Origin of the sequence: Pseudomonas sp. PDM27 (assembly GCF_019219205.1) — a bacterium.
GTDB classification, from domain to species: Bacteria; Pseudomonadota; Gammaproteobacteria; order Pseudomonadales; family Pseudomonadaceae; genus Aquipseudomonas; species Aquipseudomonas laurylsulfatiphila.
Genome location: NZ_JAHUWF010000002.1, coordinates 334838 through 355692 on the forward strand (window position 1 = coordinate 334838; position 20855 = coordinate 355692).

The 20855-nt window shown below is 59.3% G+C and carries 18 protein-coding genes; 10 read left to right on the forward strand and 8 right to left on the reverse strand.

Annotated features, from left to right (window positions below; translation table 11 throughout):
* Nucleotides 1–115: 115 nt before the first annotated feature.
* Nucleotides 116–1492, reverse strand: coding sequence for a signal recognition particle protein (ffh, locus tag KW838_RS06920; protein ID WP_102698468.1), 1377 nt, complete (start codon nt 1490–1492; stop codon nt 116–118).
* Nucleotides 1493–1702: 210 nt separating this feature from the next.
* On the opposite strand from ffh, the gene KW838_RS06925 reads away from it, so the two are divergent.
* The 4 genes from KW838_RS06925 (at nt 1703) to KW838_RS06940 (ending at nt 8444) form a co-directional block, all read left to right on the forward strand.
* Nucleotides 1703–2515, forward strand: coding sequence for an inner membrane protein YpjD (locus tag KW838_RS06925; RefSeq protein WP_015096706.1), 813 nt, complete (start codon nt 1703–1705; stop codon nt 2513–2515).
* 12 nt (nt 2516–2527) lie between these two features.
* Nucleotides 2528–3760, forward strand: coding sequence for a transporter associated domain-containing protein (locus KW838_RS06930; protein WP_218500759.1), 1233 nt, complete (start codon nt 2528–2530; stop codon nt 3758–3760).
* A gap of 290 nt (nt 3761–4050) precedes the next feature.
* Nucleotides 4051–5367 carry an MFS transporter gene (locus KW838_RS06935; RefSeq protein WP_102698470.1) on the forward strand — a complete coding sequence of 439 codons (1317 nt, stop codon included), beginning with the start codon at nt 4051–4053 and terminating at the stop codon, nt 5365–5367.
* A gap of 230 nt (nt 5368–5597) precedes the next feature.
* Nucleotides 5598–8444, forward strand: a complete 2847-nt coding sequence (locus tag KW838_RS06940; RefSeq protein ID WP_102698471.1) for a valine--tRNA ligase — start codon at nt 5598–5600, stop codon at nt 8442–8444.
* A gap of 209 nt (nt 8445–8653) precedes the next feature.
* Here KW838_RS06940 and KW838_RS06945 read toward each other — a convergent pair whose 3' ends face one another.
* Nucleotides 8654–9049, reverse strand: coding sequence for a hypothetical protein (locus KW838_RS06945; protein WP_218500760.1), 396 nt, complete (start codon nt 9047–9049; stop codon nt 8654–8656).
* A 231-nt stretch (nt 9050–9280) separates the two neighbouring features.
* Here KW838_RS06945 and rlmF point away from each other — a divergent pair, with 231 nt between their 5' ends.
* On the forward strand, nt 9281–10312 hold the full coding sequence (gene rlmF / locus KW838_RS06950) for a 23S rRNA (adenine(1618)-N(6))-methyltransferase RlmF (RefSeq protein WP_218500761.1): 1032 nt from the start codon (nt 9281–9283) through the stop codon (nt 10310–10312).
* A gap of 126 nt (nt 10313–10438) precedes the next feature.
* On the opposite strand, the gene KW838_RS06955 is transcribed toward rlmF, so the two are convergent.
* Nucleotides 10439–10933 carry a DUF3757 domain-containing protein gene (locus tag KW838_RS06955; RefSeq protein ID WP_256358759.1) on the reverse strand — a complete coding sequence of 165 codons (495 nt, stop codon included), beginning with the start codon at nt 10931–10933 and terminating at the stop codon, nt 10439–10441.
* Nucleotides 10934–11177: 244 nt separating this feature from the next.
* Nucleotides 11178–11459: an HU family DNA-binding protein gene (locus tag KW838_RS06960; protein ID WP_007905514.1), complete on the reverse strand. Its 282-nt coding sequence runs from the start codon at nt 11457–11459 to the stop codon at nt 11178–11180.
* Between the two features lie 476 nt (nt 11460–11935).
* On the opposite strand from KW838_RS06960, the gene yejK reads away from it, so the two are divergent.
* Together yejK and KW838_RS06970 are read left to right on the forward strand one after the other, a co-directional pair.
* Nucleotides 11936–12940: a nucleoid-associated protein YejK gene (yejK, locus tag KW838_RS06965; RefSeq protein ID WP_008018580.1), complete on the forward strand. Its 1005-nt coding sequence runs from the start codon at nt 11936–11938 to the stop codon at nt 12938–12940.
* A complete protein-coding gene (locus tag KW838_RS06970) occupies nt 12940–13296 on the forward strand; it encodes a glutaredoxin family protein (protein WP_218500762.1) in 357 nt (118 codons plus the stop codon). The genes yejK and KW838_RS06970 overlap by 1 nt, the downstream gene beginning before the upstream one ends.
* 102 nt (nt 13297–13398) lie before the next feature.
* On the opposite strand, the gene KW838_RS06975 is transcribed toward KW838_RS06970, so the two are convergent.
* The 4 genes from KW838_RS06975 to KW838_RS06990 form a co-directional block, all read right to left on the reverse strand.
* The gene (locus tag KW838_RS06975) at nt 13399–14334 is read right to left on the reverse strand and encodes a glutathione S-transferase family protein (protein WP_218500763.1); all 936 of its coding nucleotides are present in this window, start codon (nt 14332–14334) and stop codon (nt 13399–13401) included.
* 84 nt (nt 14335–14418) lie between these two features.
* Nucleotides 14419–14703 (reverse strand): GIY-YIG nuclease family protein, encoded by a 285-nt coding sequence (locus tag KW838_RS06980; protein WP_007972703.1) that lies wholly within the window; start codon nt 14701–14703, stop codon nt 14419–14421.
* 40 nt (nt 14704–14743) lie between these two features.
* Entirely contained in the window at nt 14744–15214 is a 471-nt protein-coding gene (locus KW838_RS06985) for a nuclear transport factor 2 family protein (RefSeq protein ID WP_218500764.1), read from the reverse strand.
* A 110-nt stretch (nt 15215–15324) separates the two neighbouring features.
* A complete protein-coding gene (locus tag KW838_RS06990; protein WP_218500765.1) occupies nt 15325–15948 on the reverse strand; it encodes a response regulator transcription factor in 624 nt (207 codons plus the stop codon).
* Between the two features lie 359 nt (nt 15949–16307).
* Between KW838_RS06990 and KW838_RS06995 the strand changes: the two genes are divergently transcribed.
* From KW838_RS06995 to KW838_RS07005, 3 genes are all read left to right on the forward strand, one after another.
* Nucleotides 16308–17024, forward strand: coding sequence for a fimbria/pilus chaperone family protein (locus KW838_RS06995; RefSeq protein ID WP_218500766.1), 717 nt, complete (start codon nt 16308–16310; stop codon nt 17022–17024).
* 140 nt (nt 17025–17164) lie between these two features.
* Entirely contained in the window at nt 17165–19633 is a 2469-nt protein-coding gene (locus KW838_RS07000; RefSeq protein WP_218500767.1) for a fimbria/pilus outer membrane usher protein, read from the forward strand.
* Between the two features lie 10 nt (nt 19634–19643).
* Nucleotides 19644–20786, forward strand: coding sequence for a DUF1120 domain-containing protein (locus tag KW838_RS07005; protein WP_218500768.1), 1143 nt, complete (start codon nt 19644–19646; stop codon nt 20784–20786).
* The last annotated feature ends 69 nt before the right edge of the window (nt 20787–20855 follow it).

Below are 20855 nucleotides of genomic sequence, written 5' to 3' on the forward strand. Positions count from 1 at the left end.
GATTTGCTATAGAGCCGTCGTTGAAAACGGCCGGTCAGCTCCCGCCAAGTGCGGGTTTGCTGTGTATCCCACGTCCGTGTGGGGCTGCGCCGACCTGATGGCCGGCGCGAATTCTTTACATCTTGGGCATGCCGCCGCCGGGCAACATACCGCCCATGCCGCGCATCATCTTGGCCATTCCGCCTTTCGCGGAGAACTTCTTCATCATCTTCTGCATCTGCTTGTGCTGCTTGATCAAGCGGCCGATGTCCTGCACCTGGGTGCCGGAACCCATGGCGATCCGGCGCTTGCGCGAACCGCTGATCATCTCGGGATCGCGGCGCTCGGCCGGGGTCATGGAGTTGATGATGGCTTCCATCTGCTTGAATTGCTTCTCTGCCGCACCCTGGGCGTTGCCCATTTGCGCCAGGTTCACGCCACCCATGTTCGGCAGCTTGTCCATGAGCCCGCCGAGGCCGCCCATGTTCTTCATCTGTTGCAGCTGATCGCGGAAGTCTTCGAGGTCGAAGCCCTTACCCTTCTTCAGTTTCTTGGCCAGCTTGTCGGCCTTGTCCTTGTCGAGGGTCGCTTCCGCCTGCTCGATCAGGCTGAGCACGTCGCCCATGCCGAGGATGCGCGAGGCGATACGCTCAGGGTGGAACGGATCGAGCGCTTCGCTCTTCTCGCCCATACCGATGAACTTGATCGGCTTGCCGGTGATGGCGCGCACCGACAGCGCGGCACCGCCACGGGCGTCGCCGTCGACCTTGGTCAGGATCACGCCGGTCAGCGGCAATGCATCGCCGAAGGCCTTGGCCGTGTTGGCGGCGTCCTGGCCGGTCATGGCGTCGACCACGAACAGGGTTTCGACCGGGTTGATCGCAGCATGCAGGGCCTTGATCTCGCCCATCATCTCTTCATCGATGTGCAGGCGACCGGCGGTATCGACGATGACCACGTCGATGAATTTGAGTTTTGCTTCCTTAATAGCCGCGTTGGCGATGTCGACCGGCTTCTGGCTCAGGTCCGACGGGAAGAAGGTCACGCCGATGTCGTTGGCCAGGGTTTCCAGCTGCTTGATCGCCGCCGGACGGTAGACGTCGGCGGACACGACCATGACCGACTTCTTCTTGCGCTCCTTAAGGAAGCGCGCGAGCTTGCCGGCGGTGGTGGTTTTACCAGCACCTTGCAAACCGGCCATGAGGATGACCGCTGGCGGCACTGCGCTCAGGTTCAGGTCTTCGTTGGCCGCGCCCATCAGGCTTTCGAGTTCGGCCTGGACGATCTTCACGAAGGCCTGGCCCGGCGTCAGGCTGCGCGACACCTCGGTACCGACGGCACGCTCCTTGACCGAATTGACGAAGTCCTTGACCACCGGCAGGGCGACGTCGGCTTCGAGCAACGCCATGCGCACTTCACGCAGGGTGTCTTTGATGTTGTCTTCAGTCAGCTTGGCCTTGCCGGTGACATGGCGCAGCGTCTGCGAGAGACGGTCGGTTAAGTTTTCAAACATTGCGCGATCCTTTCAGGCCCTGTGTAGACCGGGATAATGGCGGCCCGGACCGGACTAAACGTGTGCTCGGCGAGCCTGCGGCGTGGGCAGGTCGCGGATTATAGCGAAGACTGTGGCCGGCGGACACCTCGCCGTCGGGTTGCGCGGTCTTTCGTGTGGCAGGGGTTCTATGCCAAACTCAGCGACTTTCGGGCTTGCCTAACAGGATTTATGCTCCCCTTGTCACCCAGCTTGCTAACGACCCTCGCCGCCGCCTGCTTGTATGCCGCTGCGACCATTTACCAGGGCACTCACCTGGCGTCCGGCGCCAAGGTCAACAAACGCCTGCTGGTCATGCTCGGCGTGCTCGCCGTCTTGGCCCACAGCGTCAGCCTGCTCACCCACCTGCTGACCCCGACCGGCCTGGCCCTGGACTTTTTCAGTGCCGCCAGCCTGATTGCCGTGGCAGTCATCGCACTGACCCTGCTGGCCTGCTCGCGGATTCCGGTAGAGAACCTGCTGGTCCTGCTGTTCCCGCTTGGGGCCCTGACCGTGATGCTGGCGCACTTTGCCCCCGCCGGCACGGTACAGGTCATCGATGAGGAGCCGGGCATCCTCGCCCACATCCTGCTTTCGATTCTGGCCTATGGCATGTTCACCATCGCGGTGTTCCAGTCCTTGCTGCTGCTGGTCCAGGACCACCAGCTCAAGCACAAGCACCCCTCCGGGCTGATCAAGAACTTCCCGCCGCTGCAAACCATGGAAAGCCTGCTGTTCGGTTTTCTCTGGGCCGGCTGGACGCTGTTGTCGCTGTCGCTGATTTCCGGCTGGCTGTTCGTCGAGAACCTGTTCGCCCAGCATCTGGTGCACAAAACCCTGCTGGCCTGCCTGGCCTGGGTCGTTTTCAGTGTGCTGCTGTGGGGGCGCAATCGCCTCGGCTGGCGCGGGCACAAAGCCATTCGCTGGACCCTGGCCGGCTTTTGCCTGCTGATGCTGGCGTACTTCGGCAGCAAGCTGGTTCGTGAATACATCCTGCATATCTGACGGGCGGCATTAATGGACGACTTGCCCATAGGGCCGATGCTCGCGGTAGTGACCCTGCTGGTTTTATGGTCGGGGCTGTTTACCGCCATCGAAGCGGCGCACCAGCATTTGCTGGCCCAGCGCACCGCAACGCGTTCCAGCGACAAACCGGTGGCGAAACTCAGCTTCCCCCTGGCCAGCCTGATTTTTTGCAACACACTGTGCCGCGCACTTGTGGTGGTCATCAGCACCTTGCTGGCCATTTTCACCTGGGCCGAGAATGGCCCGTGGGTCGCCTGCCTCGGGGCGGGCGCCATGTTGCTGGTGTTTTCCGACTACTTGCCACGCACCCTCGCCGCTCGCTATCCGGATGCGATCCTGGCCCAGGGCAACAACCTGCTGCGGCTACCGTTGAAAATCATCTATCCCGCGGCATGGCTGCTCACCAGCATCAGCCGCTTGCTGACGCGCCCATTCGTCCGCAAGGCCAAAGTGGTGCAACAAAGTGAGGACGAAACGCTGACGGAGCGGCATGCACCCTCCGAAACCGTCAGCCGCCCTCACCCGCTTCCCGGCATCCACGCGCTGGACAACATCACCGTCAATGACATCCTGGTCCCGCGCAGCGACGTGGACGGCATCAATCTCGATGACTCCATCGAAGAAATCATCGAACAATTGCGCCACAACAAGCGCACGCGCCTGCCGGTGTTCCACAGTGATATCAACCAGGTCGAAGCCGTTCTCAACACCCGGCACATCCTGCACTTGCTGCCCGATGCGAGCCTGACCAGGGAAGCCTTGCTGGCAGCCAGTCACGAGCCGTACTTCGTGCCGGAAAGCACCCCGCTGCAGCTGCAATTGCTCAACTTCCACAAACAGCAGCGACGCCTGGGCATGGTGGTCGATGAATACGGCGAAGTGCTGGGCATCGTCACCCTGGAAGACATTCTTGAAGAGATCGTCGGCGAGTTTGAAAGCCAGCACAGCCTGGACAACCCGCACATTCATCCGCAAGCCGACGGACGCCTGGTGATCGACGGAGCCGCGTCCATCCGCGAACTGAACAAGAGCCTCGGCTGGCACCTGCCCAGCGATGGCCCGAAAACCCTGAACGGCTTGGTCACCGAGGCGCTGGAAACCATCCCGGACTGCCCTGTCTGCCTGAAAATCGGCCGCTATCGACTGGAAATTCTCGCTACTGAGGAAAACCGTGTCACGCGGGTGTTGATTTGGCAGACCAGCTCGATGCCTGTGGTGATCTAAAACCTGACACCCCATTCCTGTGGCGAGGGAGCTTGCTCCCGCTGGACTGCGCAGCAGGCCTAGTCTTTTGCGGCCGCTGCGCGCCCGAGCGGGAGCAAGCTCCCTCGCCACATAAAGCCATAGCCCAATCCAGCTACTTGTTTGATCGTTAGCCACCTTCCTATAATCGAACCGCTTACCCAAGCCCCGCCACACCTGTGCCACCCGCACTCTGCGTTAAGCCCACATCCCTGGGTTCTCGACCATAATAATTCGCTCCACTGGGGCACATGACTGTCAGGGATCACCGCATGACGACCAGCACGACTTACAGCGACTCCACACCTGCACAACCGACGAACTCCGCTACCCGCGTGGCCACTGCAAGCTTCATCGGTACCGCCATCGAGTTCTACGATTTCTATGTCTATGCCACCGCCGCGGCGCTGGTGATTGGCCCGGTGTTCTTTCCGCAGACATCTGGTACCGCCCAGATGCTGTCGGCGTTTCTCACGTTCGGCATCGCCTTTCTCGCCCGCCCCTTGGGTTCGGCCCTTTTCGGCCACTTTGGCGACCGTATCGGCCGCAAGTCGACCCTGGTTGCCTCGCTGCTGTTGATGGGCGTGTGCACCACGCTTATCGGCGTGCTGCCCGGTTATGACAGCATTGGCGCCTGGGCACCGATCCTGCTGTGCGTCCTGCGCTTCGGCCAGGGCTTGGGGCTGGGCGGCGAATGGGGTGGCGCGGCATTACTGGCCACGGAGAACGCGCCGAAAGGCAAGCGCGCCTGGTTCGGCATGTTCCCGCAGTTGGGTCCATCCATTGGCTTCCTGGCGGCCAACGGCCTGTTCCTGACCCTGGCCGTGGTGCTGGACGATGAACAGTTCCGCTCATGGGGCTGGCGTATTCCGTTCCTGCTCAGTGCCGCGCTGGTGATGGTTGGCCTGTACGTGCGCCTCAAGCTGCATGAGACCCCGGTATTCGCCAACGCCATGGCGCGCCAGGAACGGGTGAAGATCCCGCTGTTCGAGCTGTTCGGCCAATACTGGGTGCCCGTCTTGCTGGGCGCCGGCGCGATGGTGGTGTGCTACGCGCTGTTTTACATCTCCACGGTATTTTCCCTGAGCTACGGCGTTGCAACACTCGGCTACAGCCGCGAAACCTTCCTCGGCCTGTTGTGCTTCGCGGTGCTGTTCATGGCTGCCGCCACCCCGCTGTCGGCCTGGGCCAGCGACCGTTACGGGCGCAAGCCGGTACTGATCGTCGGTGGCGTGCTGGCGATCCTGTCCGGCTTCCTCATGGAACCGCTGCTGACCCAAGGTTCCACCTGGAGTGTGGCGCTGTTCCTGTGCATCGAACTGTTTCTGATGGGCGTGACATTTGCGCCCATGGGCGCGCTGCTGCCGGAGCTGTTTCCGACCCACGTGCGCTACACCGGTGCGTCGGCGGCCTACAACCTGGGCGGTATCGTGGGCGCCTCCGCAGCGCCGTTCTTCGCCCAGAAACTGGTGGCCATGGGCGGTCTGAGCTACGTCGGCGGTTATGTGTCCGGGGCCGCGGTGCTGAGTTTGATTGCGGTGCTGTGCCTGAAGGAAACGCGGCATAACGATTTGAATCAGGTCGTCTGACAGATCGCTTTCGCGGGCAAGCCCGCTCCCACAGGATCAGTGTCGATCACAAAATAGCGGTTCGACATAAGACCTGTGGGAGCGGGCTTGCTCGCGAAGGGGCCCTCCCAGACAAAACACCCACCACAACTTTTCCCAAGCCCATTGTCACCTCGCTCTACGCGCATCGGCTCATCCCCGCTATACTTCCCGGCTTTTCCTGAATAAATGCCAATAGGGTCCCGCCGCGCATGGATAAGACCTACCAGCCGCACGCCATTGAAACTTCCTGGTACAACACCTGGGAGTCAGAGAATTACTTCGCCCCGCAAGGCGCGGGCGAGTCCTACACCATCATGATCCCGCCGCCGAACGTCACCGGCAGCCTGCACATGGGTCACGGCTTCAACAACGCGATCATGGACGCCCTGATCCGTTTCCGCCGCATGCAGGGTCGCAACACCCTGTGGCAGCCGGGTACCGACCACGCCGGTATCGCCACGCAGATGCTGGTAGAGCGTCAGCTCGAAGCCAAAGGCCAGAGCCGCCATGACCTGGGCCGCGAGAAATTTCTCGAGAAAGTCTGGGAGTGGAAGGATGAGTCCGGTGGCAACATCAGCCGTCAGATCCGTCGCCTCGGCTCGTCCGTCGACTGGAGCCGCGAGCGCTTCACCATGGACGACGGCCTCTCGGAAGCCGTTAAAGAGGCTTTCGTACGCCTGCACGAAGACGGCCTGATCTACCGCGGCAAGCGCCTGGTCAACTGGGACACCAAGCTGCACACGGCGATTTCCGACCTCGAAGTGGAAAACCACGACGAGAAAGGTTTCCTGTGGAACCTGAAATACCCGCTGGCCGACGGCGCCAAGACGGCTGAAGGCAACGATTTCCTGATCGTCGCGACCACTCGCCCGGAAACCATGCTCGGCGACTCCGCCGTGGCCGTGAACCCGAACGACGAACGCTACAAAGCCCTGATCGGCAAATTTGTCGAGCTGCCACTGGTTGGCCGCCGCATCCCGATCATCGCCGACGATTACTGCGACCCTGAATTCGGCACCGGCTGCGTGAAAATCACCCCGGCCCACGACTTCAACGACTACGAAGTCGGCAAGCGTCACAACCTGCCGCTGCTGAACATCTTCGACAAGAACGCCACCGTTCTGCCGGCCTGCCAGGTGTTCAACCTTGACGGCACGCTGAACGAAACCATCGACGGCAAGATCCCGGCCGAATACGCCGGTCTCGACCGCTTCGAAGCACGCAAGCAGATCGTGGCCGCGTTCGACGCTGCCGGCCTGTTGGTCAGCGTTGACGATCACGCCCTGAAAGTGCCGAAAGGCGACCGCTCCGGCACCGTCATCGAACCGTGGCTGACCGACCAGTGGTACGTGTCCACCAAGCCTTTGGCCGAGCCTGCGATCGCCGCCGTTGAAGACGGCCGCATCCAGTTCGTACCGAAACAGTACGAAAACATGTACTTCTCGTGGATGCGCGACATCCAGGACTGGTGCATCAGCCGTCAACTCTGGTGGGGCCACCGCATTCCGGCCTGGTACGACGAGTCGGGCAAGGTCTACGTCGGTCGCGACGAAGCCGAAGTGCGTGCCAAGCACAACCTCGGCCCGGACGTTGCGCTGCAACAGGACAACGACGTTCTCGACACCTGGTTCAGCTCGGGCCTGTGGACCTTCTCCACCCTCGGCTGGCCGGAAAAAACCGAGTTCCTGAAGAAATTCCACTCCACCGACGTCCTGGTAACCGGCTTCGACATCATTTTCTTCTGGGTTGCCCGGATGATCATGCTCACCATGCATCTGGTGAAAAACGAAGACGGCACGCCGCAGGTTCCGTTCAAGACCGTGTACGTTCACGGCCTGGTGCGTGACGGCCAGGGCCAGAAGATGTCCAAGTCCAAGGGCAACGTCCTGGACCCGCTGGACATCATCGACGGTATCGAGCTCGAAGCCCTGGTGCAGAAGCGCACCTCCGGCATGATGCAGCCGAAACTGGCGAAGAAGATCGAGAAGCAGACCCGCGACGAGTTCGCCGAAGGCATCGCCAGCTACGGCACCGACGCCCTGCGCTTCACCTTCTGCTCGCTGGCGTCCACCGGTCGCGACATCAAGTTCGACATGGGCCGCGTCGAAGGCTACCGCAACTTCTGCAACAAGATCTGGAACGCGGCGCGCTACGTGTTGGACAAGGGCGAAGACTGCGGCCAGAACGGCGAAGCCTATGAGCTGTCGCTGGCTGACCGCTGGATCATTTCGCAGCTGCAACGCACCGAAGCCGAAGTGACCCGCCAACTCGACCAGTTCCGTTTCGACCTGGCTGCACAAGCGCTGTACGAGTTCATCTGGAACCAGTACTGCGACTGGTACCTGGAACTGTCCAAGCCTGTGCTGTGGGACGAAAACGCTCCGGTTGAACGCCAGCGCGGCACCCGTCGCACCCTGGTGCGCGTACTGGAAGTCGCCCTGCGCCTGGCGCACCCGTTCATGCCGTTCATCACCGAAGAAATCTGGCAGCGCATCGCGCCACTGGCCGGTATCGAAGGCAAGACGATCATGCTGCAACCTTGGCCAGTGGCCAACGAAACACGCATCGATCAGGCGGCCGAAGACGACATCGAATGGCTCAAGGGCCTGATGCTCGGCACCCGAAACATCCGTGGCGAAATGAACATCGGTCCGGGCAAACCGCTGCCGCTGTTCCTAAAGAACGTCAGCGCCGAGGATCAGCGTCGTCTGACCGAGAACGAAGCCCTGCTGAAGAAGCTGGCGCGCCTCGAATCGATCACCGTGCTGGCTACCGGCGAAGAAGCACCATTGTCCGCCACCGCACTGGTCGGCGAGATGGAAGTGCTGGTGCCAATGGCCGGCCTGATCGACAAAGGTGCGGAGCTGGCGCGTCTGGACAAGGAAATCCAGCGTCTTCAGGGTGAAGTGCAACGTGTCGGCGGCAAGCTGTCCAACGCCGGTTTCGTAGACAAGGCGCCCGCCGAAGTCATCGAAAAGGAACGCGCCAAACTGGCCGAGGCCGAACAGGCCCTGGGCAAGCTGGCCGAGCAGCATGCGCGGATTGCCAGTCTGTAAACACCGCTAGGTGATATAGGGCACCCGATAGGCAAATGCCAGTCAGTTAAACTGACTGGCATTTTTTTTGATCGGATACTTCGGGGATTTGAACCTGATTGCCCGAGGATAAATGCGCTTTCCCGTCTATGCAGCAAGACATGGTTCGGGGCCGAGAGATGCAAAATCGGCGAAATATTTTTTGGGTTCCCCGAGCGACCAGCATAAATTTAGAACCTACAACTACCACCGCCAGGAAAGAGAAAATGAGCCCGAGTTAGAACAGTCGTAGAGTTACCGCCATTAATGGTGAGAGTGGCACGAACCGAACCATCTTCAACATATTTAACATTTTTCTCCCATGCTGCAATCTTTAAAACCACCCCATCCCTAATATTCTCCGGAGTGAGAAAGTGATTCAATGATGTCTTTGTTTCGAGAATTGGGTCGGAGCCATCCACCTTATTACTCCCCTCAAAATCAAGTTTGAGCACAGCATTGTTCTGCGCCCCTTCCAGCGACCCTACGCGCACTTCGAGCCACATACCCTGATCCGCCGGTATAAAAGAACCACAGTAAAGTTCAGAGTCGATCGTATGCAAAAACTCAACAGTAGGATTAATCATTTTATATCTCCAAGATAACACACCCATTTATATGAAGGACATTTGTATCAACAAGCGTTACCAAGACAACTTAATTAAAAACAATAAAAAACAATAAACCTACTGTCATACCTGACAGTTAGCTATACCCATTAGCAATAAGCACGTTCAAATCCAGACAAAACAACCCGTCAGTTTTCAGATGTGGGACAATGCCCGCCACTTTTAGCCATACCCGAATCGACCACCGCCATGACCGCCCCCCGCACACCAAAACCTGCGCGCAAAAAGCCTGTATCCGCGCCTGCGGCCAAAGCCGCGGCGCCGCGTGAGAAGGCCAGCCTGCACCCGCGCAATCGCCATCAGGGTCGCTACGACTTTCCGGCGCTGATCAAAAGCACGCCGGAACTGAAAAAATTCGTGATCATCAATCCGTACGGCAAGGAGAGCATCGACTTTGCCAGCCCGGAGGCCGTGCGGGTGTTCAACCGGGCGCTGCTCAAGTCGTTCTATGGCATCGCTCACTGGGACATTCCGGCCGACTACCTGTGTCCGCCAGTGCCAGGCCGTGCCGATTACGTGCACTTCCTCGCCGACCTGCTGGCCAGCGGAAATGACGGAGCGATCCCCCGTGGTGCTGCCGTGAAGGTGCTGGACATCGGCATGGGCGCCAACTGCGTGTATCCGCTGATTGGTTACAGCGATTATCGCTGGCAATTCCTTGGCTCCGACATCGATGCGACCGCCATCGCCGCGGCGAAGGCCATCATTCAATCCAATGGCCTGAACAAGGCGATCCAGGTACGCCAGCAGAGCAATCCCAAGCAGATCCTCACAGGCCTGCTGGAGAGCGCAGAGCGGTTCGACCTGACCATGTGCAACCCGCCATTCCACGCCTCGCTGGACGAGGCTACGCGGGGCAGCACGCGCAAATGGCGAGCCCTGGGCAAGGCCGATCCGAAACGCAAGCTGCCGGTGCTGAACTTTGGCGGGCAGGCGGCGGAACTATGGTGTGAGGGCGGGGAAGTGCGTTTCGTCACGCAACTGGTCAGCGAGAGCGTGCAGGTGGCGCAACAAGTGCTGTGGTTCAGCACGCTGGTGTCGAAAGCGTCGAACCTGCCGGCGATCCAGACGGCCCTGACCAAGGCCGGCGCGCTGGACAGTCGGGTGGTGGAAATGGGTCAGGGACAGAAGCAGAGCCGCTTCGTCGCCTGGACCTTCCAGACCCAGGCGCAGCAACAGGCCTGGCGTCAGGCGCGATGGTCGAAGGCTACAACTGAATAAAAAACTCAAACGCGCAATAAAGCCGTGCCCGGATGACTCCTGGACACGGCTTTTTTACAAGCCTTGGCGGTTAACGGTGACGCTCAGGCCCGTAACCCTAAACTATCGGATAACTTTCCTGGCAACTCAGCGCTTTGTTACACGAACATTTTCTTTGAACGCACAGGCCCGCGCCTCCTTGCTATCGCAGTAATACTGACCCAGCCATTCCTCCCATGGCCCATTGGTATCAATACTGACGACAGTTCCCTCTCGCTTGTACCGCATATCCAGTTCGCCTCCATTTTTCAGCATGTAACCGCAACGCAGAATTTCACCGGCCACAGTGCTGACCTCGGCCGCTATGCGAGGTGCGAATATCGCCACTTCGAACTCACCTACCGGCCCACGACCGGTTTGCGAAACACCGTACCATTCCCCGTCGCCACTGGCTGTCGGGGCTTTATAGGCACCAGCTGCCAACTCCTTGATGTCAGCAGGGCTTGGGCAGTACTCGGTCACATTGGCCAACGCCTGACCGGACACCAGAAACGATACGCACATCAACAACTGTTTAACTTTCATAAAAACGTCCCTGTAACGAACAACTGAAATTTGGTTTTGGCTTTTACGCAAAGCCATGCGCTACGCCTTATCGATACTACCGACCCAAGGCGCACACTCAACTATCAGTTCTGTAGGAGCGTTCGTTTTATACAGAGAGAAAAGTGTTATTCAGAACAAACGAGCTATCCCGATGAAATGCGCGGTAACAACTGCCACCATAAAGAAATTATTGCCAAAGTTTACTTTGCGTAAACTTTCTCAACGCCCATAAAAAAACCGTGCCCGGATCGCTCCGGCGCACGGTTTCTCTTAACAAGTCTTACTTGTTAACAGCGTCGGTCAGGCCTTTGGCCACAACCAGCTTGATCACTTTCTTGGCAGCGATTTCGATGGCAGCGCCAGTCGAAGGGTTACGGCCGGTACGGGCAGGACGCTCAGTCACTTTCAGTTTGCCGATACCTGGCAGAGTGATTTCGCCGCCGTTTTCCAGCTGATCGGCAACGATTTGGCCCAGTTGGTCCAGAGCGTTACGCGCGGTGGTTTTCGGCGCGTCGATAGCTTCAGCGATGTCGGCGATCAGTTGGTCTTTAGTAAGAGCCATTTAGTGTTCCTTCCCTATCAAATTCATATGGATTGCAGAGTGCAATGTCAGCCATCGAGCCCGATCTTCTGGATCTGGCACCCTCGGCCAAATAACCTCGGGATCGGGGTTATAGATACCGAAATCAGGGTTTGGTTCGACCTGACAAATGCTGACTGCACGCTTAACGCAGTGACTTCGCGCAAGACCGGGCAAAGCTAGCACACAGACGTGGAAATATCCGCCTCTAGCTACCCATTTGGTCAGCTTTATTGCGCTAAAACAGGAAAAAAACGCATAAGCGCCGTCGGTCGCCTGCCAATTGCCCTCTATCCTTCGTGCAGGAGCTGCCGAAGGCTGCGATCTTTTGCCTTTGTATTTGTTACAAACAAGATCAAAAGATCGCAGCCTTCGGCAGCTCCTACAGAGGGTTGCGGTACACTGAGCGCTTTTTCGGGGGGAGCACGCCCTCCTCTCCTCATTCAGCCGAGAAGCCCATGCCGATCCGTCATTGCATCGTCCACCTGATCGACAAAAAACCCGACGGCACACCTGCAGTTCTCCACGCCCGTGACTCCGAACTGGCCGAGTCCGCGGCCATCGAGAACATGCTCGCCGACCTCAACGAAAGCTATAACGCCAAACAGGGTAAAGCCTGGGGCTTGTTCCATCCGGAATCCGGTGCATTTCCGTTCAGCGGCTGGCTGAAGGAGTACCTCGAGGGCGGCCAGGATTTCACGGCGTTCAGCCGCGTGGCGGTCGAGCACCTGCAAAAACTGATGGAAGAATCGAACCTGTCCGTCGGCGGCCATGTGTTGTTCGCACACTATCAGCAAGGCATGACCGACTACCTGGCCATCGCCCTGCTGCACCACAGCGAAGGCGTGGCCGTGACCGATGAACTGGACGTGACCCCGTCCCGCCACCTGGACCTGGGCCAATTGCACCTGGCGGCGCGGATCAACGTTTCCGAATGGCAGAACAATAAACAATCCAAGCAGTACATTTCGTTCATCAAAGGCAAGAACGGCAAAAAGGTTTCGGAGTATTTCCGAGACTTCATCGGCTGCCAGGAAGGTGTCGACGGTCCGGGTGAAACCCGCACCCTGCTCAAGGCCTTCAGTGATTTCGTTGAAAGCGAAGACTTGCCGGAAGACGACGCCCGCGAGAAGACCAAGACCCTGGTGGATTACGCCAGCAGCCAGGCCAAGCTTGGTGAGCCGATGGGCCTGGAAGAATTGTCGGGGCTGATCGACGAAGAACGCCCGAAGGCCTTCTACGATCACATTCGCAACAAGGACTACGGCCTGTCGCCGGAAATCCCGGCCGATAAACGCACCCTGAACCAGTTCCGTCGATTCACTGGCCGCGCCGAAGGCTTGTCGATCAGTTTCGAAGCTCACCTGCTGGGCTCGAAGATCGAATACGACGAAGAAGCCGGCACGTTGATCATCAAGGGCCTGCCCACTTCGCTCACCGATCAGCTGAAGCGTCGCAACTGATGCTCGGCGGCGTCCTGAGAAAATTCCTGCTGATCCTGCTGGTGGTCGTGGCTTACCAGAACTGGGGCAAGATCGAGCGGGTGTTCAACCCTTCGCAAGTGGTGCCAGCACAGACGCAGGCCCAGGCCCAGGCCAACGTCGTGCTCTACGCCACCGAATGGTGTGGTTACTGCAAGCTGACCCGGCGCTTTCTCGATCAGAAAGGCATTCCGTACAAGGAATTCGATATCGAGAAAAATGCCGTCGCGCGCAAGGACTATGAGGCCTTGGGTGGCGGAGGGATTCCGATCATCGATGTGAACGGAACCCTGATTCGCGGGTATGACCCGGATGCGATTCTGGCCGCACTGAAGTAACCCAAAGATCAAAAGATCGCAGCCTTCGGCAGCTCCTACATGAGATTGGTGTAGGAGCTGCCGAAGGCTGCGATCTTTTCGTTTTTGCTATCAACAGAAATGTCAGCAGGCTTCGATACGGAAACCAAACCGCGGGAAGTGCACATGCACCACGCCGCCACGCTCATCCTTGCGCCGTAAGATTAATTCTTCGCTGCCGGCAAACAGCAGCTCTCCCGCGACCGGATCAACGCCGTAATCCGTGGCGGCGATCACCACCTGCTGACCCGCCGTGAATCCGTTGGGATCGACGAACTGCTCATCCGGCAATGCCGCTGGCGTGGAGCTGCGCGCCACCTCCAGCGCCTCTTCGGACGTCATCTCGCTGGAGGCGCCATGACCAAAGCCCAATACCCGAGAGTGCCACGCATTGACTGCCGGGTAAGCCTCGACCAGCGGAGCCGTCACCGGTGTGGCCTTGAGGAACCAGAGGCAATGGGCCAGGGCAAAGTCGGCAATCGACGGTTCACCGAACAGGAAATCACCCTCTTCACGCTGCAACTGCAGCTCCAGCCGCGACATGATCGTTGGCCACTGATGTTTGGCCTGCTCGGCCGACAATTTTGTCGCGCTACCACCACTGAACAAACCGGCGCGGTCGGCCAGGAACGCCTTGATCGCCTCCGGCGATAAATTGCCAAAGCGCACCGCTATCGATTCCGGCTGGAACACCAGGCTGACCACGTGCTGGAACACAACAGAGTCAGCCCAGGCTGCAAACGCCGCGGTGATCATTTCCTGACCTTCCGGAAAGAACGACGGCAAGGCTTTTTCCTGTTCCAGTCGCCGGGCAATCAATGCCGTATCGCAATAAATATCTGCACCGACCTGCAACACCGGTGTCTTGCGGTAGCCACCGGTCAACGCCGTAAGGTCCGGTTTTGGCATCACTGGCGAGATCTTCACCGAGCGCCATGACAAGCCCTTGAAGCCCAGCAGCAGGCGGGCTTTCTCGGCAAAGAGGGACGTCGGGTAATGATGCAGAATCAACTCGGACATGCTCGGCTCCGCCGCACAAATTAGGAATCCGCAGCTTAGCGCGCAATCGGTTGGCAGCCTACAGATGTGCCTGATAGGAGCCGATCAGCCAGATTGATAAGACGCTACCAGACATTCCTTGGCGCTTTTGCGCAGTTTCTTGATCAGCCGTTCCTGGCGCAGCGCATCGCTTTTGTCGCGACAAAGTTCGGTGTAGACCAGCGCCATGGCCGGGCTGGAAAGAAAGAACCGTGCACCCTTGCCACTTTGATGCTTGGCGAAGCGGCGCACGGGATCATCGCTGACCCCGCAATAGAGCGAACCATTGGCTGCGCGAACGAGGTAGACGAACCAGGGCTTGCTGACGGGAGACTCGCTTGGGGTGGTCACGGCACGATCAAGGCTTGAAAGGAAACGAGCCGTGATCTTATCAGCGACCAGCCTGAAATGCCTTCAGCCCCTTCAATGCCTGGGCGCGAACGGCGTTGCGCACCAGTGGCGTCCAGCCCAGCAGCAGACCTTTGAAGCCCAATGCCTGACGTGACCAGGTCCACAGATCAAAGCTGTCGTGATGCTCGCAGATCCTGCCGTCGCGGAAGATAAAACGCGCCTGGATATCGTTGACCACGGTGTTGCCGGTCTGGCTGAACAGGTAGGTCGCCACCCAATGGGCGCCACCGGTGTGCCCGTCGGCGTGAACATGATCGAAGGTCAGGGAAAAATCCTTGGCCCGAGTCGTCAGCATGCGCCACATGTCACCGGCATCGCGACCGCGAAGCTCACCGAACGCCGGGTCACTGAACACCACGTCATCGGTGTAGCAGGCAGCCATGGCTTCGGCATCCAGGCGCTGGAAAGCCTGGTAGAAACGGGTGATCAAGGCGCTATGGGCTTCACTCATCTGCGGGTTCCCCTGGGTTTGCATAATGATTTCGAAAGAATGCCCGCACGATAGTCTGCAAATGCATCGAACACTATCGGCATTCACGACGAAAATAACGCGATGACTATTCAGCTCATTCCGCTGTCCCGGGCGTAGGAAAAAAGATCAACGTCCGTGGAAATACCTAACCGGTGCATGGCCATTTTCTTTTGTTTACTGATGGTCGACACGCTGCGATTGAAGTGAACGGCGATTTCGCTGACGGTCATGCCACTGGCGAGCATTCTGACCACTTCGTACTCCTTGGCTGACAAGGGTAATTCATGAAACTGATCCCGGGTATTGGCCAACAGCGTGCGCAGGGACTTGCTGAGGTAACGGCGCCCTTCCTGCACCGCATTGATTGCCAGGTGCAACTCCGTCGCCGATGCGGTTTTGGCGACGATGCCCATCACCCCTAGCGCCAGTGCAGCCCTTGCCGTCACCACACTGGTAAACATGGTCACCAGAATGATCGGCAAGGTCGGGTAAAGGCGCTGAATCTTACTCAACATTTTCAAGCCATCGGCCTGCTGCCCTCCCGGCATGGAGAAGTCGGTGATCAGCAGTTCGCAGGAGGTACTTGAAAGCAGACTCATCAAGTTGTCGACACTGTCGGCCTCGCCGACGATCACGCATCGTCGACTGGCGTTGATGAGTATGCGCAGCCCGACACGAACGACGGAATGGTCGTCAGCAATAACGACTCGCATTGTGGGAAACCTCCTGCTGATGGCGCAAAAGCGCGGAAAGTAGCGCCGTTCCTGCCCCTTCCACAACGCCTCGAAAAACCCTCTGACGTCGCCCCCCCCAATGTATTCAATGGGCTCACTCTTTGCCCATCTAACAAATAGAAGGTTCCTACATTGCAGTGCGCTGAAGACTACGCAGGAGGACTACACCAAAAAAGAGTCCTCTTAGAAAACGCTGCGTAGTCCGCAACACTCCTTCATACACGCCCGCTCTCTTTTCGTATTAGTTGCATACCACCCGGTGATTTCGACCGATAGATTGAATCTTGTCCGCACCACCCCGGCATTTACTTTTTACGAAACGCTCAACGAGACACGTCATGACGATGTTTTCAACAATCACACGCCGCCTGCTCAATTCCGGCATCGGCACACTTGTTCTCCTGCTGACCGTACAGGCCCAGGCCGATGGCATGGTGCCAAATACTTCCGTTGTCATCGTCAACGAAGCTGATGGCGAAGCGTCCGTTACAGTAACCAACACTGATTCCACACTGGCCTTGATGCACGTCACCATCGAAGACATCCCCGAGGACACCGAGCCCCTGGCATTTGTCACGCCACCGCTGGCGCGCGTCGAAGCGTCGAAAACGCAATTGGTTCGGTTCATTCTTCAAGCGGAAAAACCCCTGCTCACCCAGCGTCTGAAGCGGGTGATCTTCGAAGGCATTCCCCAAGGCAAACCTGCAGTCGAAGCCGGACATGCCCGCGTGGGTGTGACAGTGCGCCAGAATCTGCCACTGATCCTTCACCCCAAAGGCCTGGCGCCTAATCGCACGCCCTGGACCGACCTGCAATGGTCGTTGAAGGACGCGCAACTGACCGTGCGCAACGATACGCCCTACGTGGTACGTCTGGGCCAGGAAGTGACATTGTTACCTTCTGCCGGCAACGTCCTGCTACCTAAAACCTATGTATTGCCCGGTGAACACATCAGTGTTCCGGTGCCATCAGGTGCCGCTACGCAAGTGCGTTTTCAGCCGGCCACCGTCTACGGTTTCAGCGTGCCTCACCATGAGGCGCCCATCAAACTCTGAAACCACAACCACTCCAAAGCGCCCTTTGAAGAACAGTGAGCGCTGATGTTTCAAGGCAACGGCCCTCTAGCCATTGCCAAGAGCGTGTCTGAAGCCAGAGCAAAACAGGCGCGCCCGCCGACCTCACCCAAGCGAACCCAATGAACACAGCATTAATTTACCGTGATGGCGAAGCCGTGCCCGCCATTCAAGCCGCTGCTCGCCCTCGTCTGTTACGGCGGCCGACCCCTCTGGCGCTGCTGCTGACCAATGCGTTGATGGTACTCGACGCCCAGGGAAATGTTTCCTTGCCTGCTTCGTTCGACAAAAACACGTTGCTGCTGCGAGGGATTGACCCAGCGCTGGCCACGTCGCTGATGCAAGCGCCGCGATTCACGGCTGGAAAGCACCCGGTCACCCTCACGGTCAATGGCCAGCGCCATGGTCGGGTAGACGTCAGATTCAACGGCGAGGGAGCGTTGTGCTTCGATCGCACCCTGCTTGATGCGGCCAGTCTGAATGTGCCCAGTCGGCTGCTGGGTGACAGCCAGTGCCACGATTTTCTCGGCACCTCGCCGCAGACCGTCATCGAACAGGATCCGGCGAACCTTGCCCTGGCATTGATCGTGCCCACCGACGCAATACGTTCCACTGCCCGGGATTTTTCCGGCTATCGAACCGGCGGCTTCGCCGGCATGCTCAATTACGACATCACCGGTCTGCATAGCCGTTTTGGCGATCGATCGAGTCGCTACGCAGCGGCCAACACCGAACTCGGTTTCAACGCCGGGGACTGGATCGTGCGCAGTCGCCAGGTGCAGAGCTGGCAGGACGACCGTTCTCGAACGACTCATATCGCCGCGTATGCCCAGCGCACGTTCGTCAGCCAGGAGGCCGTGCTGCAAGCGGGTCAGATCAACCTCTATAACCCGGTCCTCGCCGGCGCGCAGATCACCGGGGTGCAGATACTCAATGAGCACGCCTTGCAGGTGGAAGGACAAAACGCCGTCATCGAAGGCATTGCCCACAGCCAGGCGCAGGTCGAGATTCGGCAGAACGGTTCGCTGATTCATTCGACGGTGGTTCCCGCCGGCCCGTTTGCCTTGAACAACGTGCGCCGCCTCAACAGCCGCTCCGATGTGCACGTCACGGTCAGGGAAGCCGATGGCAGCGAGCGCAGCTTTACCATTTCCGCGGCAATGCTCGGCATCGACTTGCCGGCGCCCGGTTATTCGCTAGCGGCTGGCCAGGTCCGCAGTACAGGCGCCGAACAGGGCGATGATCCCTGGGTGATCAGTGGCGGCTGGAGCGCTGCAATCGCTCCGCAAGCACTGCTCAGTGCAGGCCTGACTGGCGCGGCCGACTACCGCGCGGCAGGCGTCGGTGTGGGTCTGCTGCCCTCGCCCGGCACCCAGGTTCAAGCCACACTGACAGCGGCTGACGCCACTGGCAGCAAAGCCAGTCAGGGACTTCAAGCCGACCTTAACGTCAGCCACCGCTTGAGCGATCAATGGGCGCTCAATGGAGGAAGCGCCTACCGAACCTTTGGTTACCGTCATCTGGAAGAGGCGGTGTTCGACCGCACCTCCGACTTCAGTCAATCCCGTTACCGCGACCAACAAAGCGCCAGCCTCTCCTGGTCGCATCCCTGGCTAGGCGTTTTCAGTGGTGGTTTGAGCCGGTCAAACACGTTTGACGGCCAAAACAGCAGCCGTGCCATCGCCTCCTGGGGCACCCGCATTGCCAGCGTGTCGGTGTCGACGACCGCCGAATGGCAGATCAGCGGCATGAACCGCGCAGACAACAGTGTCTACCTGAATCTAAGCATCCCTTTGGGGGAGAACCGCCGGGCGAGTACCTGGGTGCGCAGTTCAGCTGGCGAATCCCGCAGCGGCGTGGGCTTGAGTGAGCAGATCGGCGATCAACTGGCGTATCGGGTCGGCGTCGAACGGGACACGCGCGACAGGCAGGTGCAGTCCACCGCCGGTGTTTCGCTGCTGCCGCGCTACACCCAACTGGACCTGAATTACACCCGCGCCGATGCCGAGCGCTCCAGCTATCAGGCCGGCGCCCGAGGTGGTGCCGTGCTGCACGGTGGTGGCCTGACGCTGTCGCCTTACCCGGTGAGCGACACCTTTGCACTGCTCTCGGTCGGTGACATGGGTGCCATCAAGGTAACGACGCCCAGCGGCCCGGTCTGGACCGACTGGCAAGGTCAGGCAGTGATCCCGCAAGTAGCGGCTTACGGCCGCAGCAAGGTGGAAGTCGACCCCAAAAGCCTGCCGCGCAACGTCGACATCCACAACGGGTTGGCGATGATTACTGCCGGTCGCGGTGCCGTCGACAGCGTCGAGTTCGGCATCAGCCTCACCCGCCGGGCATTGCTCAAGGTCACCACCGCCAACGGCGCGCCTTTGCCGCGCGGCGCCGCGGTGAACACCGCGGATGGCGAATTCATCACCCTGGTGCAGGACGGTGGCCTGGTGTTCCTGCCCAACGCCCTTGACTCCCGCAGGTTGTGGGTCACCGCGCCGGGGTTGGAGCGCTGCGAACTGAGCTTCGAATTGCCCCAGGACGTCGCCCCCCAGGCGTACTACGAAACGGCCCCCGCCAAGTGCCGAGCCCTATGAGGAGGACTTCATGAATCTATCCGGTTATTGGCTGCCGACCCTCGCGTCCCTGGCATTGAGCGGATTCACCCCGCTCGCCTCGGCGTCCGCTGACGACTGCCAATTCAACCTGAGCCAGCCCTTGCTCGATTACGGACTGATGAACCGGGCGCTTCGCCCTGATTCGGCACCGGAGCGAAACCTGGGCCAGCGTCAGCTGAGTCTGAGCCTGAACTGCTCACATCCCACCGACATGAGCCTGTTTTATCGGGCCCTGGCCGCGACTGCCGAACGTTTTCACTTTGCTGAACGCGGCAGCTATCAGATCCGTATTCGCGAAGCGGTGCTGGATGGTCAATCGGTAGCGATCGGGTTGATTGCCGGAGTCGGTCAATCGCCCGCAGAAACAGCGTCGAGCCTGATCTGGCGACCGGCGCACGGGATCGTTCCCGTACTCGGTGGCATGCCATTACAGGGCCGTCAATTCTCGGCGCAGCTTGAGCTGACTGCGTGGGTTCAAGAGCGCGGGCTGCAAGTGCGCGACGCGGTCATCTGGCAGGCCTCCGGTGTATTTGATGCAGTGGCTATCGGGCGCACCCCGGAGATTACTTTGCGTGCCCGTTTCGCTCCGGCGGCTTGTGAGCCGACGCTGTCCGACGGTGGCGTGGTCGACTTCGGCACGCTGTCCAGAAACGAGCTGAACACTGACACAAGCACTCGCCTGCCGCCCAAGTCCCTGACGTTGAGTGTCAACTGCGATGCGCCCACCGCATTCGCCCTGACCATGCACGACAACCGCTCAGGCTCGGCGACGGTCAGCAGCGAAAGTGCCTACGGTCTGGGCACCGACTACCGCAACAACAAGATCGGCCTGTATTCAGTGAGCGTCGAACCGACCGGCGCCAGGGCCGACAGTTTTCCCAGGCTCTTTCAAACCCACTCCACTAGCGGTGGCGTGGCCTGGAATACGTCCAGCATCAACGCGCGCTCAATCGGAACAACCAGCTACCTGGGCTTTACCGACACTGTCGGCACTAGCTCGGGCCCGATCCCGATCCAGAACCTCAGCACCACCTTGACCGTCGACGCCGTGATTGCGCCGACCAACAGCCTGGATTTGAGCAGTGCCATCGACCTCGATGGCGCGGGGACGATCGAGATTATCTATTTGTAACACCCAACCCAATCCTGCTGGAAACGGGGCGAAACAGGCCTCTCGGACTAGCCAGGAAAACAACCACAG